Source organism: Halomonas sp. McD50-4, assembly GCF_022348135.1.
Taxonomy (GTDB): Bacteria; Pseudomonadota; Gammaproteobacteria; order Pseudomonadales; family Halomonadaceae; genus Vreelandella; species Vreelandella piezotolerans.
This window is the reverse complement of record NZ_JAKRFG010000015.1, coordinates 14,864-39,633: the sequence shown is the minus strand read 5'-3', so window position 1 is coordinate 39,633 and position 24,770 is coordinate 14,864. Positions and strand designations below refer to the sequence as shown.

At 56.5% G+C, this 24,770-nt stretch carries 23 protein-coding genes; 22 read left to right on the top strand and 1 reads right to left on the bottom strand.

The genetic code is table 11. The annotated features are described in order from the left end of the window. Positions 1-35 precede the first annotated feature (35 nt). Positions 36-530: an RNA pyrophosphohydrolase gene (locus MHM85_RS15865; protein WP_139527002.1), complete on the top strand. Its 495-nt coding sequence runs from the start codon at positions 36-38 to the stop codon at positions 528-530. 86 nt (positions 531-616) lie between these two features. Then, the gene (gene ptsP / locus MHM85_RS15860; RefSeq protein ID WP_139527245.1) at positions 617-2,878 is read left to right on the top strand and encodes a phosphoenolpyruvate--protein phosphotransferase; all 2,262 of its coding nucleotides are present in this window, start codon (positions 617-619) and stop codon (positions 2,876-2,878) included. Between the two features lie 6 nt (positions 2,879-2,884). On the opposite strand, the gene MHM85_RS15855 is transcribed toward ptsP, so the two are convergent. Next, positions 2,885-3,655 (bottom strand): NRDE family protein, encoded by a 771-nt coding sequence (locus tag MHM85_RS15855; RefSeq protein ID WP_239286430.1) that lies wholly within the window; start codon positions 3,653-3,655, stop codon positions 2,885-2,887. Positions 3,656-3,832: 177 nt separating this feature from the next. Between MHM85_RS15855 and MHM85_RS15850 the strand changes: the two genes are divergently transcribed. From MHM85_RS15850 to MHM85_RS15755, 20 genes are all read left to right on the top strand, one after another. Then, a complete protein-coding gene (locus MHM85_RS15850; protein WP_340162662.1) occupies positions 3,833-4,996 on the top strand; it encodes a response regulator in 1,164 nt (387 codons plus the stop codon). Next, a complete protein-coding gene (locus tag MHM85_RS15845) occupies positions 4,993-5,790 on the top strand; it encodes a sulfite exporter TauE/SafE family protein (protein ID WP_139527004.1) in 798 nt (265 codons plus the stop codon). Before MHM85_RS15850 ends, MHM85_RS15845 begins: the two co-directional genes overlap by 4 nt. 50 nt (positions 5,791-5,840) lie before the next feature. Beyond that, complete coding sequence (gene lgt / locus MHM85_RS15840; protein WP_219861262.1) at positions 5,841-6,629, top strand: prolipoprotein diacylglyceryl transferase; 789 nt, start codon at positions 5,841-5,843, stop codon at positions 6,627-6,629. A gap of 257 nt (positions 6,630-6,886) precedes the next feature. Further along, the gene (locus MHM85_RS15835; protein ID WP_239286431.1) at positions 6,887-7,705 is read left to right on the top strand and encodes a thymidylate synthase; all 819 of its coding nucleotides are present in this window, start codon (positions 6,887-6,889) and stop codon (positions 7,703-7,705) included. Continuing rightward, a complete protein-coding gene (locus MHM85_RS15830; protein ID WP_219861258.1) occupies positions 7,702-8,241 on the top strand; it encodes a dihydrofolate reductase in 540 nt (179 codons plus the stop codon). The genes MHM85_RS15835 and MHM85_RS15830 overlap by 4 nt, the downstream gene beginning before the upstream one ends. Positions 8,242-8,262: 21 nt before the next feature. Continuing rightward, positions 8,263-9,018: a ProQ/FINO family protein gene (locus tag MHM85_RS15825; RefSeq protein WP_219861256.1), complete on the top strand. Its 756-nt coding sequence runs from the start codon at positions 8,263-8,265 to the stop codon at positions 9,016-9,018. 263 nt (positions 9,019-9,281) lie between these two features. Further along, entirely contained in the window at positions 9,282-10,373 is a 1,092-nt protein-coding gene (locus tag MHM85_RS15820) for a porin (RefSeq protein WP_239286432.1), read from the top strand. Between the two features lie 229 nt (positions 10,374-10,602). Then, on the top strand, positions 10,603-11,637 hold the full coding sequence (locus tag MHM85_RS15815; RefSeq protein WP_239286433.1) for a porin: 1,035 nt from the start codon (positions 10,603-10,605) through the stop codon (positions 11,635-11,637). A gap of 284 nt (positions 11,638-11,921) precedes the next feature. Beyond that, entirely contained in the window at positions 11,922-13,241 is a 1,320-nt protein-coding gene (locus MHM85_RS15810; protein WP_239286434.1) for a UDP-glucose/GDP-mannose dehydrogenase family protein, read from the top strand. A 108-nt stretch (positions 13,242-13,349) separates the two neighbouring features. Continuing rightward, entirely contained in the window at positions 13,350-14,126 is a 777-nt protein-coding gene (locus MHM85_RS15805) for a lipopolysaccharide biosynthesis protein (protein WP_239286435.1), read from the top strand. A 41-nt stretch (positions 14,127-14,167) separates the two neighbouring features. Then, positions 14,168-15,403, top strand: a complete 1,236-nt coding sequence (locus tag MHM85_RS15800; RefSeq protein WP_239286436.1) for a hypothetical protein — start codon at positions 14,168-14,170, stop codon at positions 15,401-15,403. Then, positions 15,400-15,861 carry an oligosaccharide biosynthesis protein Alg14 gene (locus MHM85_RS15795; protein ID WP_139527011.1) on the top strand — a complete coding sequence of 154 codons (462 nt, stop codon included), beginning with the start codon at positions 15,400-15,402 and terminating at the stop codon, positions 15,859-15,861. Before MHM85_RS15800 ends, MHM85_RS15795 begins: the two co-directional genes overlap by 4 nt. After that, complete coding sequence (locus tag MHM85_RS15790; protein WP_139527012.1) at positions 15,858-16,364, top strand: glycosyltransferase; 507 nt, start codon at positions 15,858-15,860, stop codon at positions 16,362-16,364. Before MHM85_RS15795 ends, MHM85_RS15790 begins: the two co-directional genes overlap by 4 nt. Next, positions 16,361-17,449 carry a glycosyltransferase family 4 protein gene (locus tag MHM85_RS15785; RefSeq protein ID WP_239286437.1) on the top strand — a complete coding sequence of 363 codons (1,089 nt, stop codon included), beginning with the start codon at positions 16,361-16,363 and terminating at the stop codon, positions 17,447-17,449. The genes MHM85_RS15790 and MHM85_RS15785 overlap by 4 nt, the downstream gene beginning before the upstream one ends. A gap of 54 nt (positions 17,450-17,503) precedes the next feature. Next, complete coding sequence (locus tag MHM85_RS15780) at positions 17,504-18,871, top strand: undecaprenyl-phosphate glucose phosphotransferase (protein ID WP_168444456.1); 1,368 nt, start codon at positions 17,504-17,506, stop codon at positions 18,869-18,871. Between the two features lie 95 nt (positions 18,872-18,966). Next, positions 18,967-20,220, top strand: a complete 1,254-nt coding sequence (locus tag MHM85_RS15775) for an O-antigen ligase family protein (protein WP_239286438.1) — start codon at positions 18,967-18,969, stop codon at positions 20,218-20,220. A gap of 258 nt (positions 20,221-20,478) precedes the next feature. Then, a complete protein-coding gene (locus tag MHM85_RS15770) occupies positions 20,479-20,934 on the top strand; it encodes a DVU3141 family protein (RefSeq protein WP_239286439.1) in 456 nt (151 codons plus the stop codon). Further along, complete coding sequence (locus MHM85_RS15765; protein ID WP_239286440.1) at positions 20,934-22,667, top strand: polysaccharide biosynthesis/export family protein; 1,734 nt, start codon at positions 20,934-20,936, stop codon at positions 22,665-22,667. The genes MHM85_RS15770 and MHM85_RS15765 overlap by 1 nt, the downstream gene beginning before the upstream one ends. Before the next feature lie 191 nt (positions 22,668-22,858). Beyond that, positions 22,859-23,668, top strand: a complete 810-nt coding sequence (locus MHM85_RS15760) for an ABC transporter permease (protein ID WP_239286441.1) — start codon at positions 22,859-22,861, stop codon at positions 23,666-23,668. Between the two features lie 3 nt (positions 23,669-23,671). Further along, positions 23,672-24,769 carry a chain-length determining protein gene (locus MHM85_RS15755; RefSeq protein WP_239286442.1) on the top strand — a complete coding sequence of 366 codons (1,098 nt, stop codon included), beginning with the start codon at positions 23,672-23,674 and terminating at the stop codon, positions 24,767-24,769. Position 24,770: the final 1 nt, after the last annotated feature.

The following is a 24,770-nucleotide window of genomic DNA, read 5'->3' as shown; positions in this document are numbered from 1 at the left end:
ATGGGGACAACTGAAAATTTATGAAGGTGATGTCCGTGATCGACGCTGACGGCTTTCGCCCCAATGTTGGCATTATCATTGCCAATAGCCAGGGGCAGCTGCTTTGGGCGCGTCGTGTAGGGCAAAATGCGTGGCAGTTTCCCCAGGGAGGCATCAAAGCAAGCGAGACTCCACAACAAGCGCTTTTTCGTGAACTCCACGAAGAGATCGGCCTAACCGCCGACGATGTTGATATTGTCGCCTGCACCCGGGGCTGGCTGCGCTACCGTCTGCCACGACGCATGATTCGTACCCACTCACGGCCGGTGTGTATCGGCCAGAAGCAGAAGTGGTTTTTACTCAAAATTCGTTGCCAAGAAAACCGCATCTGTATGACGGCCACGCCCAAGCCGGAATTCGACGGTTGGCGATGGGTTAGCTACTGGTACCCACTTGGGCAGGTAGTACCGTTCAAACGAGAGGTCTATCGGCGCGCACTCCGGGAGCTTTCCCCGCGTGTGCAGCGCTTGGCACAAGATGATGAAGGATAACGCGCACACCGTTGCGGGGTAAACGCAGCGGTCACCGGCGGGAGAATCCCTCAGCGAGGCAAATAATAGTGAATAGTAAAACGTCCATGCTTGAGGTGCTGCGACGCGTTATTCAAGAAGTGAATGGCGCAAGAAACCTCGACGCCGCGCTGTCGACCATGGTGCGCCGGATACGCAAAGCCATGCAGACCGACGTGTGTTCCTTTTATCTCTACGATAAAGAGCTGGAGTCGTTGGTGCTGATGGAAACCATCGGCCTACGTACCCAAGCCGTGGGTCGTGTCGTGTTGCCGCTGGGGGAAGGCCTGGTGGGGCTGGTGGCCAAACGCAGCGAGCCGCTCAACCTGGAAGATGCTCGGTCGCACTCCCATTTTCGCTACTTCGAAGCCACGGGCGAAGAGCGTTACTCCAGCTTTTTAGGGGTGCCCATCATCCACCAGCGGCACATGCTCGGGGTGTTGGTGGTGCAGCAAGCGGAAAAACGCCGCTACGACGACGAAGACGAAGCCTTTTTGGTCACCATGGCCGCCCAGCTAGCGGGTGTGCTGGCGCATGCATTGGCCACAGGCAACCTCTCGCGACCGGCACTGCCGGGCGGCCAAGCCATGTTCAAAGGCGTGGCGGCGTCGCCCGGCATGGCCATGGGCGAAGCCGTGGTGATTACTCCGCCCGCCGATCTCAACAGCGTTCCTGATCTGATTCCCAGCGACCAAGAGTACGAAATCGCTCGCTTGAAAGAGGCTATTGGCAAAACCCGCGATGAGATTCGTGCGGCGGCAGAGCGCTTGGTCAATCGTATCTCCTCTCAAGAGCTGGCGCTGTTCGACGTCTACCAACAGATGTTGGGCGAAGCGGCACTCTCCGAAGAAGTCGAAAAACGAATTCGGGAAGGGCAGTGGGCGCCGGGGGCGCTGGCCGATGTCGTTCGCCGCCACGTTCAGTACCTGGAGCGGGTGGATGACGACTACCTTCGCGAACGAGCGGCGGATATCCGCGATCTTGGCCGCCGTGTGCTGGCGCATCTTCAAGAAGATACGCCTTCCACCCCAGAAACCTATCCGGATAACGCCATTCTGGTGGGCGATGAAATCAGCGTGGCCATGCTGGGTGAGGTGCCCCGCGACAAGCTCAAAGGGTTGGTATCGGTGCGGGGCTCCAGCACGTCTCACGTCGCCATCGTCGCACGCGCCATGGGGATTCCCACCGTTTTGGGTATGGTCGATCTCCCGTTGCCGCGTCTCAATGGCGCGCCCGTGGTGCTGGATGGTCACCGGGGGCGCTTGTTCGTTCGCCCGGCGGCCGAGCTGCAAACTCGCTATGCCAGCCTGATTGCCGAAGAGAAAGTGCTGAGCGAAGTACTCGAGCACGAGCAGGACCTGCCCAGTGAAACCCCCGACGGCTATGAGATGCCGCTGATGGTGAATACCGGGTTGGCGGTGGATGCCTCTGCGCTACTGAAAAGCCGCATTGGCGGGGTGGGGCTCTACCGCACCGAAGTGCCGTTCATGATCACCGAGCGCTTCCCTGGTGAAAAAGAGCAGATGCGCATGTACCGCGAACAGTTGGAAGGGTTTGCGCCCCTGCCGGTCGTCATGCGCACGCTGGATATCGGCGGCGACAAAGACTTGCCTTACTTCCCCATCGAGGAGGCCAACCCGTTTCTAGGCTGGCGGGGCATGCGGGTGACCCTGGATCATCCCGAGGTGTTGATGGTTCAGCTACGCGCCATGCTCAAAGCGTCCCACGACCTGGGCAACCTCTACGTTCTGTTCCCCATGATCACCAACGTCGAAGAGGTGGATGAAGCCATTCGTCTGCTCGATCGCGCCATCTTGGAACTGGGCGAAGAGGGCATGAGCGTCGAGCGGCCCAAGGTGGGGGTAATGATCGAAGTGCCCGCCACGATCTATCAGATGGACGCGCTGGCCAAGCGGGTCGATTTCTTCTCGGTGGGCAGTAACGACCTCACTCAATACCTGTTGGCGGTAGATCGCAACAACCCCCGCGTCTCGAGCTTATACGATGCGCTGCACCCTGCCTTGCTCGGTGCGTTGCAAGAGCTTGCCCAAGACGCCAAGCGGCTCGACAAACCCATCTCGCTATGTGGTGAGTTGGCAGGGGATCCGGCGGGCGCGCTGCTGTTGATGGCGATGGGCTTTACCAGTCTCTCCATGAACGCCCCCAGCTTGCCAAAAGTGCGCGCAGCGATACGCCGCGTCACGCTGGCCGACGCCCAATCTCTGCTCGATGAGATCATGCAACTCGATACGCCCGCGCGGGTTCATGAGCATCTCAATAAGCGATTGGACGAGTGGCAGCTATCGCACTTACTACCCCCTCGCGATTAACAGCGGCTACCGCGTCTCGCAGAGAACGTTTAGCGTCGTGTCACCCAGATAGCGACCGAAGGGGCCAAAACGCTGTTCGGTCAGGGTGGCGTTGCCTCGGGCGTCGAGCGTCAACCATGTGGTCGCACGGGTGCCGTACTGCTCGCCAACGATGAAAGCCGCCGAAAGCTGGCGTTCGAGCTCGAGCCCAATGCCGGTATCCGGTAAAAGAGATACCTCCGCCAACGCGGGATCATGCAGCGCACCGCCGGTGTCACGCCGCCAGCGGTGCTCATGGCTGTCTGCCAGCGCCTGTCGCGCGGCCTGCAGTTTGGGCCATGGCGTATTCAAGTTGGCATTCGAAAGCCCATGACACCCAGGGGTGACCTCTCTCAGCGCTACGCCGTCGTATCCTCGGTGCAAGTGCCAACAGTGTTGGGGCGTCGCCACCAGTAAATTGAAGCCCGCGTAGCGCTCGGCATGTCGGCTTGCCAGGGCGTCGAGCCACTCGGCAGGGTCGCTGGCGGTCAGCGCACCCGCGACCAATTCGCCTCGGCTGGGGGCATTTGCAGGAGTGATCAAGCGCGTGTCGCGCACGTTGGTGAGTGCGGCGACCACGCCATGCCGATTGGCCGCCAGCCACGTGCCCCCGGCTTCTAGATCGCGGCCTCCATATAAAGGAACATCTTGCCAAGTACCTAGTGGCGCAGTAGGGCGCGCATGGAACTCATCGCGATTGCCTGCCAGGCGAAACGGCGTAGCGCTATCGGGCGCCCAATGAAACGTGATTAAACACATACGAAGCCCTTGAACGGCAGCAGGCGTGCCGCTTTGTGTGAGTGGTGTATCGGCGTGGCATGACAGGTGTGCGGTGTCGACGTACACTTAGCACAGAAACGTGCGGCATAAAACGTAAGGATTCACGCCATCGCTCTTTACAAGGCATGCTGCCCTTTGCCAACCAGGAAGTCGAGAATGATGCAACGCTATCAGCGAGAGCACTTCTGGAATGCCGTTATCTGGCCGGTGTTATGGCCACTGCTCCTCGTACAGGCCGCCTTAGTGCTGCTCTGTGTGTTGGTAGGTGCCGTGATTTGGTTAATGTCACCTGGCCAGGCTTCGTGGTCCACCACGCTCTGGCTCACGCTGACCCTGCTGCTGGGAAGTTGCCTGAACGTCGGCGCGTTTTTGATGTTGATCAAAGCACGGGCCAAGTTCAAAGATGCCTTGTTCATCCAAGGCCTCAATGAGCTGGAACGGCGCATCGATACGCTGCAGCAAGGCATTATGCCCCATGCGGCGTTGCTGCTGGACGAAGAGAGTCAAGAGCGCCCGCTCAAGCGGCTCACCCGCGCCAACGATCAGCTGGCAAGCTTGGTGAGCGCGTTACAGAAAAGTGGCCATGTCGCTACCGCAGAGACCGAGCAGTCCAAGTCCGACCAAGCGCTGCTGGATGACCTGCACCACCAGCAAAAGCAGCTCAAGCACCTCATGGCAGGAAGAGAGCGTGCCAGAGAAGAGTCGCGTTTGAAATCGGGTTATCTAACACTCATGCAGCGGGAAGCCGACAGCCTGTTCGATCATCTTGGCACCATGCTGACCGAAGAATCCTCAGAAGCCTGTCGGCAAAACGTCACCCACGTGCGTGAACGCTTGGCCGATATTCGTTCGCTGTTGGCCAACTTCGTTCAGCAGAGTGTGAACGAAGCCGATACCTACGATCTTCCTCTATCCAGCGAGCAAAGCCCGCGTGTGCTGGTCGTCGATGATGGCCCTGTGAACCTCATGCTCGCGCGGCAAATGCTCGAGTTGCAAGGGCTACACGTTGAAGGCGTGAGTAGCGGCGAACAGGCGCTCGAGCGTCAGCAGTCTGCGTTCTACGACCTGGTATTCATGGATATTTTCATGCCGACACTCGACGGGCTGGAAACCACCCGCCGCTGGCGCCGGTATGAGCATCAGCACGCGACCAAACGAAGTGTCATGATCGCCCTGACCGCCAATGCCGATAACGCCGGGCAAGACGCCTGCAGCGCCGCCGGTCTGGACGATATCCTCGCGAAACCCTACCAGCCCGATACCCTACACGGCATGATCAAAAAATGGTTGCCTAACGCCTTGGAGAAGCCCAACGAATGACCTTCGCAGCCATTTTGGCCAGTTATCTATTGCTCGGTGCCGCCGCAGGCACCATGGCCGGTTTGTTTGGTGTGGGCGGTGGCATCATCATCGTCCCCGTTCTGGTCTTTGCCTTCGGGCTGCAGGGCATTTCCCCCGAGATCACCATGCACCTTGCGGTGGGCACCTCGCTCGCCACGATCGTCGTGACGGGCGCCTCTTCAGCGTTGGGCCACTTTCGCAAGGGGAGTGTGCACCGTGCCTGGTTCATGGCGTTATTACCGGGCTTGATGCTGGGCGCCATTGGTGGGGTCTTCATTGCCGGTAATTTATCTGGCACCGTACTAGGCACCTTGTTTGGCGTCTTCGTGCTCTTGTTGGCCACTAAAATGATCATGGGGCTTACCCCCAAACCAGGCACGCTGGCCCCCAGCAAATTTGCCATGACCCTAGCTGGAGGCGTGGTCGGGGCCATTTCCGCGCTATTTGGTATCGGGGGCGGGGCGATGACCGTGCCTTGGTTATCGCGCTGCGGTGCCACCATGACGCAGGCGGTGGGAACCTCTGCCGCCTGCGGCTTACCAATAGCGGCAGTAGGAGCGATCACGTTCATCGTGGTCGGCTGGGGCAATTCGCTGCTACCCCCTTGGGCGACAGGCTTCGTCATGTGGCCTGCGTTCATAGGCATCGTTGCGACCAGCGTGCCGTTTGCCCGTCTTGGTGTGCGCTTGGCTCACGTGTTACCCGCCCATGTCCTACGTTACTGTTTCGCTGCGCTGCTCGCTGTGGTGGGGATACGCTTCATACTGGCGTAACCCCGCCATGGCAGATGATGGCATGTCTTTTATTCAATTAGAGAAAGTGAATGATCAACTACCCAACGATAGATCCTGTCGCGATTTCCCTCGGCCCTTTGCAAGTGCATTGGTACGGCCTCATGTACGTGGTCGGCTTCGTGGCGGCGTGGTGGCTAGGCTGCAAACGTGCCCCGCGTCTAGGAATGAACAAAGACGACATCGGCGATTTGCTCTTCTACTGCGCCATTGGGGTGGTCGCCGGTGGCCGCTTAGGGTACGCGCTGTTCTACGGCTTAGAGCAGTGGCTGGCTGACCCGCTATGGATCTTCCGCGTTTGGGATGGCGGCATGAGCTTCCACGGCGGTTTGATAGGCGTACTGCTGGCCGCTTGGCTATTTGCCCGCCGCAAGCATCTGGCTTTCTTTACATTGACCGACTTCATTGCACCGCTCGTGCCCATTGGCCTTGGCGCAGGGCGCATTGGTAACTTTATCAACCATGAGTTGCCCGGCCGCGTGACCTCGCTCCCCTGGGGCATGCCCTTTCCCGGAATGGGGCCTGAACCCCGCCACCCATCGGCGCTCTACGAGGCGCTATTAGAAGGCGTCGTGCTATTTGCGATCCTCTGGTGGGTGTCTGCCCAACCCCGCGCACGTGGGTTTGTTTCAGGTCTTTTCCTGTTGGGTTATGGCGTCTTCCGTTTCATGGTCGAGTTCGTACGCATGCCCGATGCCCACATCGGCTTCATCGCTTTCGGCTGGGTCACCATGGGCATGCTGTTAACCTTACCCATGATTGCTCTCGGCCTCATATTGATCGCTTGGTCACGCCGCCAGCCCATCGATGCCAAAGCTTGAAATACCCCATGCACGCTACGAATGCCAATGCTCTCGTAGCGCGTGGTAAGCGGAGCGCACCCGCGAAGCACCCCGTTAGGGGTGCCGAAGGTGGCGCCGCTGGTGGATCAAAGCGAGGTAGACAAGGCGGTTGAGCGCTTTGGTGGGGGGTGAAGCAGCGATACCATAGACGCTGCATAACTCGACGGCCTAGAATACAACCCCACATCCGCTGTTAATTTGGAACTTCTGTGACTGTCACAACGCCCACGCCTACCATGACATCAACGTTGCCCGCGTTGGAACAGCCTTATCTAAACCTGATGCGCACCGTGCTGGAGCAGGGCGTTGATCGCGGCGACCGCACCGGTACGGGGACGCGCTCGGTGTTTGGGCATCAAATGCGCTTTGATTTGTCCCGCGGCTTTCCACTGCTGACGACCAAAAAGCTACATTTGCGCTCCATCATCCACGAGCTTTTATGGTTTCTGAAAGGGGATACCAACATTGGGTATCTCAAAGAGAAAGGCGTGCGTATTTGGGACGAATGGGCCGATGAGCACGGCAACCTGGGGCCTGTGTATGGCTACCAGTGGCGTAGCTGGCCAAACCCCAAGGGCGGCAGTGTAGATCAAATCGCCAATGTCCTCGAACAGATCCGCACGAACCCCCAGTCGCGTCGTTTGATCGTATCGGCATGGAACCCTGGTCAAGTCGATGAGATGAAGCTGCCGCCTTGTCACTGTCTGTTTCAGTTCTACGTCGCCAACGGGCGACTCTCCTGCCAGCTTTACCAGCGCAGTGCCGATATTTTTCTGGGCGTGCCGTTCAATATCGCCAGTTACGCGTTGCTGCTTAGCATGGTGGCCCAGGTCACGGGCTTACAGCCGGGGGAATTCGTTCACACGTTAGGAGACGCGCACCTGTACAGCAATCATTTGGAGCAGGCGAACGAGCAGCTTGAGCGCACACCCATGCCACCGCCCAGGCTCGTGCTCAATCCAGAGGTCACGAACCTATTCGACTTCACCTTCGATGATATTCAGATCGAAGATTACGCGTCCCATCCGCATATCAAAGCAAAGGTAGCCGTATGAGTCAGCAAGCCACCGCCTATGAACCGCTGGTGCCCGTTGCGATGATCGTCGCCATGGCCAAGAATCGCGTCATTGGCGTCGATGGCAAGCTACCCTGGTACTTGCCTGAAGATTTGAAATTCTTCAAACGTATGACCCAGGCCAAGCCGCTGGTCATGGGGCGTAAAACCTTCGCCTCCATTGGCAAGCCGCTGCCCAATCGTCTCAATATCGTCGTGACTCGGGATGCCCAGTTTACTGCAGAAGGCGCGCGCGTGTGCCATGAGCTACCGGCTGCGTTAGCGCTGGCCGATCAGCAGGCGACGATCGAAGCGGCAGAAGAAATCATGGTCATGGGCGGTGGCGAGATTTACCGTCAAGCCTTACCGTTTGCCCAACGTCTCTACATCACGGAAGTCGATATAGAGGTGGACGGCGATGCGCACTTCCCCGCGTTCTCGACGGAAGAGTGGCAAGAAGTTCAGCGAGTCGCCGGGCAGCCCGCAGAAGGGCAGCCAAATTATGACTTCGTCGTGTACGAGCGTGTCAGCGACTGATTTGGGTCAAAGGAGGGGGTTATGGCCGCCAGCGTACTGCATCTACTAGAAACGTTAGAAACACGGCTCGAACAAAACAAGGCCGAACTCATTGCGCTGCGCGAAGAGAATCAGCAGTTGAAACAGCAGCTAGCCGCGCTATCGACTCGCGCCTCAGGGGAGCCTACGACATCGCCCGCTGAACACGAGACCGATGTCGCGGCGGCAGAAGAAGTGCCGAACGAAGTACCCGAGCACGTGCCAGCGGCGGTCAGCGAGCCAGCAACGCCAGATGTGCCAGAAGCCGTCACGCAACCCTCGCCGCAAGCGTTATTGAAGCAGTGGTATCAGCGTTACCCACATGCCTTCTTCAAAGGGCACACCAAACCCTTGAAAGTGGGGATTCACCAGGATTTGGCCGAGCGCGAGCCTTGGCCGAGTAAATTGATCCGTCGGGCGCTGGCCAACTACGTCAATTTGCCGCGTTATATCAAATCCATGCGTGAAGGAGCAGAGCGTGTCGATTTAGATGGCCAGCCTGCAGGCAAAGTAGATAAAGAAGCCGCGAAACATGCCAATGAGCGGCGACAAGAGGCGCCCACGAAAAACCGAGCGGAACGTCCGGCTCCCCCCGCGAAAAGTCGCACGAATAAAGCGCAGCCAGCCGCGAGTAACTCATCGCCAAACGATGAGAAGCTCCCTGCGAGAACGCCCGTTCCAGAAAAAAGTGAGCAGAAAAAACCGCTTACCATGGAAGAGAAGCTCAAAGGCCTGCAGCAAAAATTCGAAGGGCGCTGAGACCTGAATCCTTGGACGGGGTTCCATAAAAAAACACAAATCGTAAAAAAACACTGTTTTTTTCTATTGCGTTCCCTGGAATCCCGGTATAGAGTTTGACCTGCGAGCATTGGACTATAACAAGGCTTTGTTGAGGACATGTCGCATACCTCCGGGAAAAACCGGCGGATGAGAAAAAGAGCATGGCCCGCAAGCCACTTACTGGCTTCTTCGAAGGCCAGTAATAACGATCGAAACAGTAAGCTAGTTAAGGAACCTACATCATGAAAAAGACACTTTTAGCGACTGCTATTGTTGGTGCCCTGGGCGCCTCCGCTGCAGCACAAGCAGCTACCGTTTATGACCAAGACGGCACCAAACTGGACGTCTATGGCCGTATCGCCATGGGTATCGCCGGTGGCGGCGCAGAGTACAACTCTGCTGGCCAGAAAATCGACAACAGCGAAGAGTTCGTAGACGTTTACTCTCGTCTGGGTCTGCGCATGAGCCAGGAAGTGACTTCCGACCTGACCGCTTTCGGTCGTGTCGAGTGGCGTTTCTCTGGTGACGAGCGCACCGGTCCGAGCGGCAACGGCAACTCTGGCTTCAACGAAGTTCGTCAGAGCTACATCGGTCTGCAAAGCAACCAGTACGGTACTTTCCAAGCCGGTAACTTCGACAGCTTCTACAACCAGTTCGTATCTCTGCCGTTCTACGTCTACATCGACCGTGGCCTAGAGTTCGCTGGTCACCCGATTCAATCACGCGGCGACTCTATCGGTTACTACACGCCTGACCTGCAAGGCTTCACTGCGTTCCTGCAGCTGAAACACTACAGCGAGCGTGGCGAGCTTGAGCCGGTTCGTGAAGAAGGCAACGTAGTTGCACCGCAAGGTGGTGTTCGTTACCAGCAAGGTCCGTTCACCGTAGGTCTGGGCTTCGTTGAAGACGTAATCCGCGGCGGTGGCAACGGCGAAATGCTGGGCGGCCTGATCGGTTCTTACGCTGTAAACGACCAGTTCTCTGTTCGTCTGGGCTACGAAGGTCGTGAGCACAACGAAGCACTTGATCTGGGTCCGAACCTGAACGGCTTTGACAAAGTAGGTCTGGGTGCTACTTACACTACTGGCCCGTGGGCGTTCACTGGTGATGTCTATGACATCAGCGCTGACGGCTCCTCTGCTGAAGACCGCACTGCGTGGGCACTGGGTTCTTACTACAAAGTTTCCAGCAACTTCGACGTGTTCCTGGAGCTGAACCAGCGTGACCAGCAGTCCATCGACGTCACCATCGGTGGCAGCGAAGGTCCTGTTAGTGTTGAGCGCGCTGACGGCGACGACATTTACTACCTGACAGGCGCTCGTTACCACTTCTAAGCCTGGGTCAAACCAAGCTTGATGTTGTAACCCCTGTAGTAATTAATGAACCGGCCCCTTTGAGGGCCGGTTTTTTTGTAGCGATAGAAAGGTCAGGTATCTCCTTCACTCGGGATTCATATTGAGATAACTTCTCATTACTGGGCTTAATTGTTACAATATAACGTTGCTTTGGTTTGTGTGAGCAATACAAAGCACCAGACGTCACAATTAACCGCAAGGGAAATCGATGAAACGGTCTGTTAAAGCAGTAGTGGTAACGGCAGTCGCAATGGCGCTAGGGGGAGTGGGCACAAGCGTCAATGCAGCGTCGCTCTATGATGAGGAAGGTACGCAGTTCGATATCTACGGGCGTCTCGCCATGGGCGTGGCTGGCGGAGGACCAGGCGTCGATTCGGCAGGCCAAAAAGTCAGTGACAGCGCAGAGTTCGTCGACGTGTACTCCAGGCTCGGTTTTCGAATGAGCCAACGAGTAAGCAGCGATGTCAGCGCCTTTGGGCGTTTGGAGTGGCGCTTCACGGGTGACGAGCGCAATACCGAGCAAGGCTTTAATGAGATTCGTCAAAGCTATCTTGGGCTAAAAAGCGAGCGCTATGGAACAGTGCAGGCCGGTAACTTTGATAGCCTTTACTACCAGTTTGTCTCTGCGCCGTTCGATGTTTACCTGGACCGAGGGTTGGAGTTTAGTTCTACAGGCTTACAGTCGCGTGGCGACGCCATCGGTTATTACACGCCAACAGCCAATGGCTTCACCACCTTTTTGCAGGTCAAGCATTACAGTGAGCGGGGTTTGACCGATGCCGAGCAGCGCCGTGAAGGGAGTGTGCTAGCCGCCCAAGGCGGGGTTCACTATCAGCATGGCCCGCTGAGGGTAGGGGTGGGTGCCGTTGAAGATGTGGTTCGTGGAGGGGGTAACGGTGAGATGCTTTACGGTGTGATGGGGAGCTACCAAGCCACGGATAGCATAAGCGCAAGGTTAGGTGCCGAATGGCAGGGGCAGAACACCCAATATGGCGGCGGCTATGAAACGGTGGGGCTAGGCACGACATATGTGACGGGGCCTTGGGCATTCACGGCCGATTACTACCGTATCAACCGAGACAACCAGGGCAACAGCAACGCCTGGGCAGCGGGTAGCTATTACAAGCTCTCCAATGCCTTCGACGTCTTTGTCGAGCTGGCAGATAGCGACGCACCAGGGCTTGCTCAGCGTGGTGGCTTGAAAGACGCGTATTGGCTTACCGGGGCCCGTTACCATTTTTAATGCAAACATGCGTTCTCGATGTCGGTAATGATGTCGATAAGAACGAACCAAGCGCCTCCATGCATAACATGGAGGCGTTTTTTATAGATCGATATGAGGTTTTTCATCTGGCTAGCCTTGCGCTGTTGAACCAGAATCAAACGGCACCGCTGCTGAGTTCGGCATAGCATTACAGCGTTGCCGATAAACGGTATGATAGCCAGCGTTTATCGCTGCCAGCCGATGTTGAAAAGAGCGTGTCCGGCTGTGTTCATTAACGAACTAGGTGAGCTGATAGGGAAAGTATGAACGTAACCGTGTTTGGAACAGGCTATGTAGGGCTGGTGCAAGGAGCCGTTCTTGCGGACGTGGGTCACAACGTCGTTTGCGTGGATGTCGATGCCGAGAAAGTAGCGCGTCTTGAACAGGGCATCATTCCTATCTATGAGCCAGGGCTCGAAGCGCTCGTCAAAGAGAACTATGCAGCGGGCAGGCTGACCTTCACGACCCAGGCGGAGAAAGGCGTCAAGCACGGAGAGGTGCAGTTCATCGCCGTTGGCACCCCCCCAGACGAGGATGGCAGTGCCGATTTGCAATACGTGTTGAAGGTGGCCGAAACCATCGCGACGCATATCGAAACACCAGTGGTCATCGTCAATAAATCCACGGTACCCGTTGGCACAGCCGATAAAGTCACTGCCGTGGTGGAGCAGGTATTGGCCAACCGATCAGCGAACCTATCGTTCGATGTGGTCTCCAACCCCGAATTCCTGAAAGAGGGTAGCGCGGTAGCCGATTGCAAAAAGCCTGACCGCATCATTATCGGCACCACGAACGCTGCCACCATCGATATCATGCGTGAGCTCTACGCGCCGTTTAACCGTAATCATGACAAAATCATCACCATGGACGTGCGCAGTGCCGAGCTGACGAAGTACGCAGCGAACTGCATGTTGGCGACGAAAATCAGCTTCATGAACGAAATGGCGAATCTCGCCGAGCGTTTGAATGCCGACATTGAAATGGTTCGTCAAGGTATCGGGAGCGATCCTCGCATTGGTTACCACTTTATTTATCCGGGCGCAGGCTATGGCGGCTCCTGCTTTCCAAAAGACGTTCAAGCACTAATACGGACAGCCGAGGGCATTGATTTCGATGCCAAAGTGCTCAAAGCGGTCGAAGAGCGTAACCAGCTTCAAAAAAACACCCTATTCGAAAAAATATATCGTCACTTCGGCAGCGCGCTAGAGGGAAAAGTCATTGCGCTATGGGGGCTTGCCTTCAAGCCAAATACCGATGACATGCGTGAAGCGCCCAGCCGTGTGGTGATGGAGTCTCTATGGCAAGCGGGTGCCAAAGTCCAAGCGTACGACCCGGAGGCGATGGAAGAAGCCCAGCGGATTTATGGCCACCGTGATGACCTGACCTTATGTGGCACGAAAGAAGGTGCACTGAAAGGCGCCGACGCCTTAGTGATCGTCACAGACTGGCAATCTTTTAAAGCGCCAGATTTTAATTTAATCAAAGCAACGCTGTCTCAACCGGTGATTGTTGACGGTCGTAACTTGTTCGACCCGAAGCGCATGGTGAAAAAAGGAATTACGTACTACGGCGTTGGGCGATAAATAATAATAGCAAAATAAATACATTTAATTAGGGAGAGGGGTTGAATGCAGCCAGGGACATAACCGCATGGCGGTAAATGGAGGGCTATAATGAAAGAAAACTATGGAATGGAAACTAGAAAAAGCCAGAAGCAAATACCAGAGGATATGACGCTGGTTAGCTTTGTTACGCTTCTACTAAAACAGTGGAAGGTCATGCTGGCCTGCGTCACGTGTGTCATGCTGCTGACGCTGGCGGCGCTTTGGCTGAAACCCGTCAAATATGGCTTTGCCACCATGTACGCGGTGGCCTCCTATGAAACCCTGGAGGGCGAAAGGGAAGGTCTCGAAACGCCAGAAGAAGTCATCGCAAAACTAGAAAACGTCTTCATCGAACAGCAGCGCAGGCAGCTATTAGAAGACGAAAGTGTGGAAGGAATACCGTTCGACATCGACGTGACGAATCCGAGAAATACGCTGCTGCTGTGTATCATGAGCGAATCCCAGGCGGTGCATCAGCCAATGATCGAGCGGTTCCACGAGGGGATAGTCACGTCTATCCAGCAAGACCAAGAGCAGCTAGTGGAGCGATTGACGGCAGGGCTGAATGCACAGCAGGAGGCTTACTCCCAGGCGCTTGAGGCAGCGCAAGCGTCCAACAGCGACAACGCCCGCGAATTGGAAGCCTCGTTTTTCGAGAAAATGCTGCAGCTCGAACGTCGTATCGAGAGTATCAACCCTGGCGACGCCACCCAGCTTGCCGTACAAAGCCTCGAACCGGTGGGTATAGGTAGCTCCTTTATTTTAGCGTTCGGCGTATTGGTGGCACTGCTATTGGCGCCTTTAGCCGCCGTATTTAGCGTATTCGTCAAACAAGTGGCGGCTGCTTATCGGCGTGCCCAGTAATGAGAGGGCGTTAACGCACTCATTGCCCGCCGGAGCCAGTGATGGATATGAAACTAAAACGGTGTGTCGACTTGCTGCTGCTGAGTTTTCTCATGGCATGGCCCGTCGTCGATACGCTAAACGGCTATCTCTACTACCAGGACATGGCATGGCCGAGTATTTCTGCCCCCTATAAAACGCTAGGGTTCGTGGCGCTATTGGGCGTGCTAATGATCTACCACGTAAAGCAGTTTTTATACGCGCTGCTTTGTGCCGCGCTGGTGGCCCTGTGTGTGTTCTATCAGTTGGTAAGCTACGGGCAGGCCGTCGAAAGCATTACCTGGGCCGTCAGGGGGCTACTGACGTTAGTGCTTCTGTTTTATTTGATGGGCGAGGCAAAACAAGCCACCAGTTTTTGGAGCCTGAAAAAACTGGCAGGCTTGATGTTCCTGTACTTCTTCGTCATGTCGGTGAACGTCACGCTGGGCGTACTGGGGGTCGGAGAGTCTCAATACGCTGGGGGTATTGGCGGTAAAGACTTCATCATCGCAGGCAATGAAATGAGCTATTTGATGCTCGCATCGGCCAGTATCGTGCTCTTTCGCTTGGCCGAAACGCGGGGTGCTGCGTGTCTTGCGTTCGTGTTTAGCGTATTCCTGCTGTTTTTTCTAATGAAAGCCACCAAGGTCGCCATGCTGGGCATCTGTCTGGTGTTCGTATTTGCATTGATTCACAACGGTTACTTTAAAGTAAGTCGTCTCCCCATGGTGTACCTAATCGCGTTAGTGGGCGGAGCAGCCGTCGTGGTGTTCGGGTACCCCTTCATACAGTCGACAGGGCTTTGGGATCGAATGCTTTTCCTGTACACGCTTCACGGCGGCTTTTGGGGGGCATTATTGAGCGGGCGGCTCTCGTTCTTGGGTGAGGCCATCGAATTGATCGTCGTGCCATTTGGATTTTGGGATGTGCTATTCGGCGTGGGCGTCGACCATCTCTTGGCCGTTCGTGGCTCGCTCGTAGAGATAGATATGATCGATGTATTCATTACCTTTGGCGTGATGGGCGGGGTGCTGTTCTACTTGCCATGGCTGCTAGGAGCGGTATGGTCCGTACAGCTACTCAACCAGCAGCCAAGATATGGCATTAGCTTTGGGCTGCTCATCATCACCATCGTCGGCGTAAGCCTCACAGCGGGCCACGTGGTGAACTCAGGTATTGCCTCTAGCGCGACAGCGCTATTGATCGGCTACCTCTATCGACTCAAAACAAGGTTGCCGACCTTCAAGGAGGAAGTGTGAACATTTTATTGGTAGGCTCATTTGGTGGCCATTTCATACAACTCAAGCGCCTTTACGGACAGCTTGTCCAAGAGATCGAACCCAATAGCGTCGAGTTCAGCTTTGCCAGTACGGAACCAGGCCTCACGGTCGATGGCAGACGCGCCCATTGTTGCCCGAACATTCACAGAGGGAGCGGTATCAAAGCGCTACTCTCGGCGCTGCGCCAGTCCTATGGCGTGTTGAAAGCGGCCAAGCCCGATGTCGTGGTATCCACCGGCGCACTGCCAGGCTTACTGCTCTGTTTTCTCGCCAAAATGAGTGGCAAGAAAGCCATCTGGGTGGATAGCATGGCCAATTACCAGCAGCTCTCATTTTCCGGCAAGCTGGCGCGCTACTTCTGTGACGTATGCTTGACCCAGTGGGAACATCTGGCAGCCAGCGACAAGCGGGTGAGCTACTGGGGGAAAGTTTTATGATCTTCATCACCGTTGGCACTCAGCTGCCTTTCGATCGCTTGCTGAACAACGTGGCCGATTGGCGTGAACGAAGCGGCTACTCAGGCGACATCGTTGCGCAAGTTGGCGAAGAGAGCCACTTTGCTCACCCCGATATGCAGATCGTCAAAACGCTATCGAGTGACGAGTATTACCACTGGTTTTGCCAAGCGCAGGGTATCGTCTCTCACGCCGGGATGGGCAGCATTTTGTCCTGTCTGGAACACGGCAAGCGCGGTGTGTTCATGCCCCGTCAATACGCGCTGGGCGAACACCGCAACGACCACCAGCGGGATACCGCGCGAGCGTTTACGGGCCAATACCCATCGCTGGCCTTCTGCGACGACGCCCCAGCGCTCTTCAACGCCCTCGATGCGTTGCTCAGCGCACCAACGGATGCCGAGCCGATCGAACAAACTCCACAAAACAACACGCTAGGACGGCGTATCGCCGAACACCTTGGTGTGAAAGGGCGCGCCTCATGAACCGCCTGTTGCTATGGACGAATCTCTACCCCACCAAAGCGGCCCCGCACTATGGCACCTTCGTCAAAGCGACCGAGCAGGCTTGGCGACAAACATTGGGCAGCGATAACGTAGCGTTGGTGGCCATTCGAGAAAAGCCTACCAGCAAGCTCAGTAAAATCACACTATACGCCGATTTGCTAACGCGCTGCGCGCTGTCGCTACGCAACAAGCCAATCGGTACGCTGCTCGAGGTGCATTATCCCGTCTACTTTCTACCGCTGCTTTACTTGGTGGCGTTGATAAAACCCAAGCACTTTTATCTCGTATTGCGTTTTCACGGAACGGATCTTACGCAAATTGCCAGCTCTAGGCTGTTTCGCCGCCTGTTCGATCGTTTGAAAGATAGCGTAGACCTCTGCGTCGCACCCTCTGAGCACTTTCGCCACGAAATCAACACCCGTTTGAACGTGCCACTGTCGCGTATCATCAAAGTCTACCCCGATAGCGTGGGAGAACACTTTGCAGCGCCAGCGCGAGCCCACGGTACAGGGCCTAATAATGCCTTCACTGTGGGTTGTGTATCTCGCCTGGAGCCGGGTAAGAACTGTCGAACGTTACTAGAAGCGTTTGCCAAGCTATCGATGCCTAACAAGCGGTTGGTACTGGTGGGCGATGGCACCCAGCGAGCCGCCCTGGAAAAAATGGCGCAGCAGCTCGGCGTGGCGGACATCACCACTTTCAAAGGTGCCATGCCCAGGGAGCAGTTGCCACAGGTGTTGGCCGACTTTTCCGTTTTCGTATTTCCCTCGACGAGAGAGAGCTTTGGTTTGGTGGCTGTCGAGGCGCTCGCCTGTGGTGTTCCCGTCATTGCCAACGCCCAGCTACACGCCGCCAAGGAGTACCTGCAAGAGGGCAAGAACGGCTATTTTTATGAAGGAGGCGTGGACGAGCTGGTCGCGGCCATCGAGACCTTTCATGCCCAGCCCGAAGCGGTGCGGGCAGCATTGAGTGAGCATGCCCAAAGCGTGCGTCATCGGTTTAGCGATCAGCGGGTCTTCACCCAGGGCGTGAACGATATTTTGAATCAGCAGAAAAGCGAATGAACATGTCGATGAATGGACTCGAAACGGGTGGCTGCAATGGGTAAGCCAAAAACCATGACTTTTTCAGAGCGTTTTCCGCCCCAGGTGGTTTTTCCCTTTTTTGACGTGCTCGCCATTTTTGCAGGCGGATGGTTAGCGCACTGGCTGAGATTTGGGTCGCTCCACCTGCACGAACGGTACGTGCTGGCCTTGATCTGTATTGGCCTTCTGGTGTTGGTCATCAACAGTATGTCCGGCAGCTACCGTCGCTGGCGGATAACGCCCGTCGGGCAGATGCTAGGCAAATTGCTGCTGGTGTGGATAGCGGTAGGCATTACCGCCGCGTCGCTCATTTACTTTTCTCACTCCGCCAGCCGCTACTCCCGGCTCTGGATTGGCTTCACGCTGGTCATCTCGTTTTCGGTGGCGGGTGGGGCGCGTTTGCTAGTGCAGCTTGCCTTGCAGCACGTTCGGCTAAGAGGTGGCGCGCGGCGTCCGGTGTTTTTGATCGGGCCGGCCAGTAACGTATTGAGTGTGGCGGAAGGCATTCGTAGTGCCGCTTGGGAAGGGCACACCATTGCCGGGGTAGAGCGAATCAAAGGGCAGGTCAACGACGAGTGTATCAAGCGCATCGTGCGGCGTATTAGCCGCTCGAATGCCCGCGAGGTATGGATTTGCGTGCCGTTCGAGATGGGCCAAATCGTGCGGTCGCTGTTTTTTGCCCTGCGCAACCACACGGCAGAAGTGCGCTTCATTCCGGCGTTCGAAGATATGCACCTGCTCAATCATCGCATGAGTGAAGTGGCAGGGCATTACGCGATCGATTTGAGCGTATCGCCCATGAGCGGCATGTCGCGCTTCGTGAAACGCAGTGAAGACATCATTATCGGTTCGCTCATCTCGATCATGATCCTGCCGGTATGCTTGGGCATAGCGCTGGCCATCAAGCTCACCTCACCAGGGCCGGTTCTGTTCAAGCAGCACCGGGAGGGCTCAAACGGGCGTCGCTTCAAAGTCTATAAGTTTCGCTCGATGCACGTTCACCAAGAAGAGGCCGGTAAAGTGACCCAAGCCAAAAAGAACGATAGCCGCATCACGCCCATTGGTGCCTTTTTAAGGCGCACGTCGCTGGATGAACTGCCGCAATTTTACAACGTGCTACAAGGAAGAATGTCCATCGTGGGGCCACGCCCGCACGCACTGGCCCATAACGAGCAGTACAAAGAGCTGGTGGAGTCTTACATGCGCCGCCACAAAGTGAAGCCGGGCATTACCGGCTGGGCGCAGGTCAATGGTTTGCGAGGCGAGACCGATACCGTGCAAAAAATGCAGCGGCGGGTCGAGTTCGACCTGTGGTATATCGACAACTGGTCGCTTTGGCTGGATTTGAAGATCATCGTGCTCACCGTTTTCAAAGGGTTCATCAACAAAAACGCCTATTAGTCGCCCAACAGAGCATTAGTGGGGTGTGGTAACATGGCACTTTTCAGGCACTTGCCTGACTAACGTGCTTCTTCGTTGCCAGGACCGGTATTTCAATGACGTTCCCTCCCCACGCTACTACCCGTAGCACCAGCGAGCTTCCTCATCAGTTGACGGGTGTGGCGGTTTTCTTGCTCACGGCGGTGAGCCTGGCCATCCCCAGTGGTTACTCCATCGGTGCCGTCATACTACTCTTCGCTGGTATGGGGCTGATCCTCACTCGTCGCGTTCCCGTATTGAGCAAGCAAGACGGCTGGGTCATTGCGGCGCTGGTGGCGTACGCGTTGGTGTGCATGCTGGAAGCCTGGTGGGATGGCCAAGGCAGCCGAGGGTTCGATAAGCCAAGCCGCTTCATTTTGGCCATTCCTGCCTTGTTGTGGGTACTGCGCTATCCGCCCAAGCTCGTCTATGTATGGGGCGGCATAGCGCTGGGCGCCATCAGCGCAGGCACTTGGGGCGGCTGGCAAAAATTAGTCGAAGGTGTGGGGCGTGCCCAGGGCCACACGCACGTGATTCAGTTTGGCAATCTCAGCATGTTGCTAGGCGTTTTATGCATGGCCGGGTTTGGGTGGGCCGTGGTGCAGCGCCATCGTGGCGTGTGGGTAGCCCTGCTGCTAGCAGGCGCGGCAGGCGGTGTACTGGGTTCACTGTTCTCGGGCAGCCGTGGCGGGTGGGTAGGGTTTCCTATCGTACTGTTAGTGCTCTACCGGGCCTACGGAACACAGCTCTCTACGTCATGGAAGGTAGCGGCCATGTCTGCCGTCTTGGTAGGCGGGTTAACGGTGTATGCCGTACCGCAGATGGGGGTGCAAGCGCGTGTACACCAAGCCTTTAACGATGTGGCGCTGTACGTTTCCGGTGAAAACCGCTCCACCTCGGTAGGCTCGCGGTTCGAGATGTGGCGCGGTGCTGCCCAGCTCATTCAAGACAAACCGCTCATAGGTTGGGGCAGCAACGGCTATGCCGATGCGATGGCCGACTTGGGTGAGGCAGGCGTGATCAGCGCCGAAGCCGCTCGATACGGGCACGCCCATAACGAGTTTATCGACGCGTTTGCCAAGCGAGGATTACTGGGCCTAGCCGCGCTGCTGGCGCTCTATCTTGTGCCCATGCGCCTGTTTGCTAGGCACTTGCAAGCCAGCCACCTCGCCACGCGGGCCGTGGCTACCGCCGGTGTGCTGCTCCCCGTGACGTTCATGGATTTTGGACTAACGCAGGTCTTCATGGAGCACAACAGTGGCGTCATGATGTACGCCTTTATGCTTGCGGTGCTATGGGGTATCTACTCTCAGCGTATTAAAGAAGGCTAACGAATTGTTTTAACGATATAAAAAATCGGCCTTCGAGCCGATTTTTTTATTGTACGCCGCCTAATGCACATCATGCTAAATAGAGTTAATTTTCTGTACAAGCCTTGTCAACGTAGAGCCCCAGCGGTTAATCCCTTACAATGCTGGGTGCTTTTTTGATAGCGCCGGTTCACCACATTTCATCCGCACAGCGTAGGGCAAGGGAATGCGCCCGTTATAATCCCTGGGCGGTAGCGTGCCTTTTTATTGGAAATCATCATGTCAAACTCCCTCATTTTCATAGCGCGGCCAGCTCGCATGCTGTTGGCCGCCTTGAGCGTTGCCGTCGTTAGCGGCTGCGCTACCTACCCGAGCGGCAACCAGCAGCAGGTGCAGTACGTGCTGGGTAACGACACCGCCAAGCCGTTGCAAGATGAAAACCTCAACGGCTTTCTCGCACAAGCGCCTGCCGGTGCCGTGCTCAACCTAGTACAAAGCCCCTGGGGCGATAACATCGAGATCGTGGCCGATGCGCCCTATTTGGCCGCCAGTGGTCGCGAATGCCGCAAACTGCGGGTCATCGAGCAGGGTAGCGGTGCTGCCCGTACCGCGCTGACCTGCGCGACCCCCAACGGTTGGGTAAATCAGCGCATGCTGCTGCCAGAAAGCCAGCAGGGCGCGATGTCGCTCTCGCCAACGACGCATTCCCCAGGAACTACACAAGGGCGCTATTAATGAGCTTGCAACGCGTAATGAAACGGCTTTCCCTCACGCGCCCCGTAGCGGTGTTATCACTGGCCCTATTGGGCACTGCCGCCAGCAGCGTTAGCTGGGCGCAGAGCATAAGCCTACCCAATACCATCCTGCCGGAAGACCAGGCCAGCCAGCAGCAAGTAGAGCCTCCGGTGAACGACACTCCCCGCGCCGACTGGCGTAGCGGTACCTATGGCCCGGTGGCGAACCAGCCCCAGCAAAACCCCGATGCGCTTCCCCCCTTTGGGGCCAACCTCTTTACCGGTGGCTTTCGTGGAGCGATGGGAGACGGCCTAAATGCCGATTACCAAGTCAAACCCGGCGACCAAATTACCGTGCGTGCCTGGGGGGCGTTCGAGTTCGACCGCGTGCTGCCGGTGGATGCCCAGGGCAACATCTTCATCCCAGGCTCCGGCCCGCTGAATGTAGAAGGCCAAAACAGCCAGCAGGTGGATAGCCGCGTGCGCGGTGCGATTACGTCGGTCTACCCCGATAACGTGCAGGTGTATACCAACGTGCAGGGCGTGCAGCCGGTAGCGGTGTTCGTCACCGGCTACGTGGAAAACCCAGGCCGCTACGCGGGCACGCCCAACGACTCCGTACTCTACTTCCTCGATCAAGCGGGCGGTATCGACCAAGACCTCGGCAGCTACCGCCAAATCCGCGTGATGCGTAATAACCAAACCGTAGCCACGGTGGATCTCTACGACTTCCTGATCAACGGCAGCATCGCGCGCCCGCAGTTTCAGGATGGCGACACCATCGTAGTGGAAGAGCGCGGCCCGGCCATTGCCGTAGTGGGCGATGTGCACCGGGAACACCGCTACGAGCTGGTGGGTAACCAGCTAAGCGGTGCCGAGCTGGTAGAGCTTGCCCGTTTAAGAAGCGGTGTGTCTCACGTACTGCTGCGCGGCGACCGTGCCGATGGCCCCATGGCGCAATACTTCCCGCTGAACGAGTTTTATAGCCAAACCATTCGCAGCGGCGATGAAGTGGCGTTCAGCGCCGACCAGCGCAGCGAAACCATCGTGGTTGAAATCGAAGGCAGCTACTACGGCCCATCCCGCTTTGCGCTCCCTCGCGATGCCCGCTTGAGCGAACTACTGGATGCCATTCCCGTGCCGGAAAACATGACCGCCGTGGAAAGCATTTCACTGCAGCGTGAAAGCGTGAAACAGCAGCAACAGCAATCCATGGAAGACAGCCTGCGCCGCCTGGAAACCACCTACCTCAGCGCCCAATCCAGCACCAACGAAGAAGCGCAGATTCGTGCCCAAGAAGCCGAGCTGATTCAAAACTTCGTGCAGCGCGCCCGCGAGCTAGAGCCCAGCGGCCGCTTGGTAGTGGCCTACAACGACCGCATTGCGGATATTCGCTTGCAAGATGGCGATGTGATCACCATCCCGGAAATCAGCGACTCCATCCTGATCAGCGGTGAAGTACTGGTGCCCCAAGCGGCGGTCTACCGCCCGGGTATGAGCGTGATCGACTACATTGAAAGCGCTGGCGGCTTCACCCAGCGCGCCGACGACGACCACATTCTGCTGGTTCGCCAAAACGGCGCGGTGGAAAACGCCCGCAACACGCCGCTGCGCCCGGGGGATGAAATCCTCGTGATGCCTGAAGCCCCCACCCACAACCTGCAGCTAGCCGCCACGCTCACGCAAATTCTCTACCAAGTGGCCGTCGCCACCCGCGTTGCTGTGGATTTGTGAGGGGTGAATATCCTCGTAGCGCGGCGTAACGACTGAGCGAGAGCAACGAGCGAAAGAGGCACCGCAGCGGCGGCCCGGCCCGAAGGGCGGCGCCAGCCGCCCTAACGCCGCCGCTAAACGCGATATCACTGACCAGTGCGATAACGCCATCCAACTGATTTCATCACGCTCTTTTCAAAAGAAACGGCATCATGAATAACACACACAGCGCCCCGAAAGGGGCGCGCTCCTCTTGGCAAGTCACCCGCAGCGTGTGGTACGCCATGTTCATGCGGGAAGCGCTTTCCCGCACGATGGGTGACCGCATGGGTTGGTTCTGGATGATTTTCGAACCCTTTGCGCTTGTGGCCATCATGGTGGGGATTCGCAGTTTCGTAAGTGGCGATAATCTAATTGCAAACGCGCCGTTCATCCCATGGATGATTGTAGGAATGATGGGCTTCTTTTTGGCTCGTGAAGGCATGATTCGCGGTATGGGGGCTATCGATGCTAACAGTGCATTGTTTGCTTATCGCCAAGTACAGCCTATAGACCCAGTATTAGTGCGCAACTTTCTTGAAGGTGCACTACGGAGTTTTATATTCCTTATCTTTATTGGTGGGGGGTTAATGCTGGGGCTTGATATGTACCCCGATAACGCCATTAGAGCGATGGCTGCTTGGCTGTCCCTTTGGTGTCTCGGTGTAGGTTTGGGTCTAGTGACATCAGTTTCAGCAACCCTGGTGCCTGAAGTCGGTAAAGTTGTTCGAATGCTATCTCTACCGTTAATGATTATCTCGGGGGCAATTTTTCCGCTTAATCAATTACCGCACTGGTTGCTAGAGTATTTAATGTTTAACCCCGTTCCGCATGCGCTTGAAAACTTGCGGCTTGGTTTTTTCGAAAATTACCAAGTGATCCATGGCACTAGCATGCTTTATTTTTGGTTGGTGACATTGACTCTGAATGCGCTAGGGCTACTGATGCACCTTCGTTTTGTTGATCGGTTAAAGGCTAAATAACCCATGCACGTATCATTTACTCGTTTTATCAAGCAGTCGCCACAGTGGGCATTTGCCTTTATCGCTATCGTGCTCGTTAGTTTTTATTGGTTTGTGTGGGCAGAGGAGCGCTATGTCTCGCGCGCTACCGTGGTGTTAGAAAGCCCCCAGGTCGCCACACCAGAATTTAGCCTGTCGTCCTTAATGGGGGGCGGGTCAGGTAACACTGCTGACCTATTGCTATTGCGTGAGCACTTACTCTCGGTGGATATGCTGCGCCTACTAGACGAGCAGCTCGGTATTCGCCAGCACTTCAGCGAACACGGTGATTTCTTTGCGAAGCTGCGCGACCCCAACGTACCCATCGAAGACTTGCACGAGTACTACCTGCGCCGGGTAGAGGTCGAGCTAGACGAGTACGCAGGGGTGCTGAACATTCGTGTGCAGGGCTACACCCCCGAGTTCGCTCACGACATGGCATCGCTGCTGCTAGAAGCCGGCGAAAATCACATGAACGAAATGGGCCATCGCCTAGCCGATGAACAAGTGCATTTCTTGGAACGGCAAATGGTGCGGCTAGAAGAGCGCTTTGAAGAAACCCGCGCCCAACTGCTCGAATTCCAGAACGAATACGGCCTGGTATCGCCCACCGCCACGGTAGAGAGCATCAACCAAGTCGTGGCCACGCTAGAAGGCGATTTAGCCCGTTTGCAGGCCCAGCGCAACGCCCTGGCCAGCTTCCAAAGCTCCCAGTCTGCCGAATTGCGCCAAGTAGAGCGTAGCATTGCAGCACTACGCGACCAAATCACCGAGCAGCGCGACCGCCTAGCGCAGGCCACCGGTAACTCGCTCAACCGGGTGTCGGCAGAATATGAAACCCTAGAGCTGCAAGCGCAGTTCGCCCAAGAGACCTACTCCAGCGCCCTGGCCGCTCTGGAAAACACCCGCTTAGAGGCTGCCCGCCAGCTCAAACAGGTCAGCGTGCTACAAAGCCCGCTGATGCCGGAATACCCCACAGAGCCCAACCGCCTCTACAACAGCAGCGTCTTCGCCATTATCACCATCTTCCTAGCGTTCATCCTCAGCATGCTCATCATGATCGTTAAAGACCACCGCGATTAGG

What these genes read in the sequence shown, in the direction of transcription:
- MHM85_RS15815 (WP_239286433.1), top strand. Translation starts at nt 10,603, where the DNA reads ATGAAACGGTCTGTTAAAGCAGTAGTGGTAACGGCAGTCGCAATGGCG.
- MHM85_RS15855 (WP_239286430.1), bottom strand. Translation starts at nt 3,655, where the DNA reads ATGTGTTTAATCACGTTTCATTGGGCGCCCGATAGCGCTACGCCGTTT.
- MHM85_RS15835 (WP_239286431.1), top strand. Translation starts at nt 6,887, where the DNA reads ATGACATCAACGTTGCCCGCGTTGGAACAGCCTTATCTAAACCTGATG.
- MHM85_RS15850 (WP_340162662.1), top strand. Translation starts at nt 3,833, where the DNA reads ATGATGCAACGCTATCAGCGAGAGCACTTCTGGAATGCCGTTATCTGG.
- MHM85_RS15830 (WP_219861258.1), top strand. Translation starts at nt 7,702, where the DNA reads ATGAGTCAGCAAGCCACCGCCTATGAACCGCTGGTGCCCGTTGCGATG.
- MHM85_RS15790 (WP_139527012.1), top strand. Translation starts at nt 15,858, where the DNA reads ATGATCTTCATCACCGTTGGCACTCAGCTGCCTTTCGATCGCTTGCTG.
- MHM85_RS15760 (WP_239286441.1), top strand. Translation starts at nt 22,859, where the DNA reads ATGAATAACACACACAGCGCCCCGAAAGGGGCGCGCTCCTCTTGGCAA.
- ptsP (WP_139527245.1), top strand. Translation starts at nt 617, where the DNA reads ATGCTTGAGGTGCTGCGACGCGTTATTCAAGAAGTGAATGGCGCAAGA.
- MHM85_RS15780 (WP_168444456.1), top strand. Translation starts at nt 17,504, where the DNA reads ATGACTTTTTCAGAGCGTTTTCCGCCCCAGGTGGTTTTTCCCTTTTTT.
- lgt (WP_219861262.1), top strand. Translation starts at nt 5,841, where the DNA reads ATGATCAACTACCCAACGATAGATCCTGTCGCGATTTCCCTCGGCCCT.
- MHM85_RS15805 (WP_239286435.1), top strand. Translation starts at nt 13,350, where the DNA reads ATGGAAACTAGAAAAAGCCAGAAGCAAATACCAGAGGATATGACGCTG.
- MHM85_RS15825 (WP_219861256.1), top strand. Translation starts at nt 8,263, where the DNA reads ATGGCCGCCAGCGTACTGCATCTACTAGAAACGTTAGAAACACGGCTC.
- MHM85_RS15775 (WP_239286438.1), top strand. Translation starts at nt 18,967, where the DNA reads ATGACGTTCCCTCCCCACGCTACTACCCGTAGCACCAGCGAGCTTCCT.
- MHM85_RS15845 (WP_139527004.1), top strand. Translation starts at nt 4,993, where the DNA reads ATGACCTTCGCAGCCATTTTGGCCAGTTATCTATTGCTCGGTGCCGCC.
- MHM85_RS15810 (WP_239286434.1), top strand. Translation starts at nt 11,922, where the DNA reads ATGAACGTAACCGTGTTTGGAACAGGCTATGTAGGGCTGGTGCAAGGA.
- MHM85_RS15765 (WP_239286440.1), top strand. Translation starts at nt 20,934, where the DNA reads ATGAGCTTGCAACGCGTAATGAAACGGCTTTCCCTCACGCGCCCCGTA.
- MHM85_RS15755 (WP_239286442.1), top strand. Translation starts at nt 23,672, where the DNA reads ATGCACGTATCATTTACTCGTTTTATCAAGCAGTCGCCACAGTGGGCA.
- MHM85_RS15800 (WP_239286436.1), top strand. Translation starts at nt 14,168, where the DNA reads ATGGATATGAAACTAAAACGGTGTGTCGACTTGCTGCTGCTGAGTTTT.
- MHM85_RS15820 (WP_239286432.1), top strand. Translation starts at nt 9,282, where the DNA reads ATGAAAAAGACACTTTTAGCGACTGCTATTGTTGGTGCCCTGGGCGCC.
- MHM85_RS15770 (WP_239286439.1), top strand. Translation starts at nt 20,479, where the DNA reads ATGTCAAACTCCCTCATTTTCATAGCGCGGCCAGCTCGCATGCTGTTG.
- MHM85_RS15785 (WP_239286437.1), top strand. Translation starts at nt 16,361, where the DNA reads ATGAACCGCCTGTTGCTATGGACGAATCTCTACCCCACCAAAGCGGCC.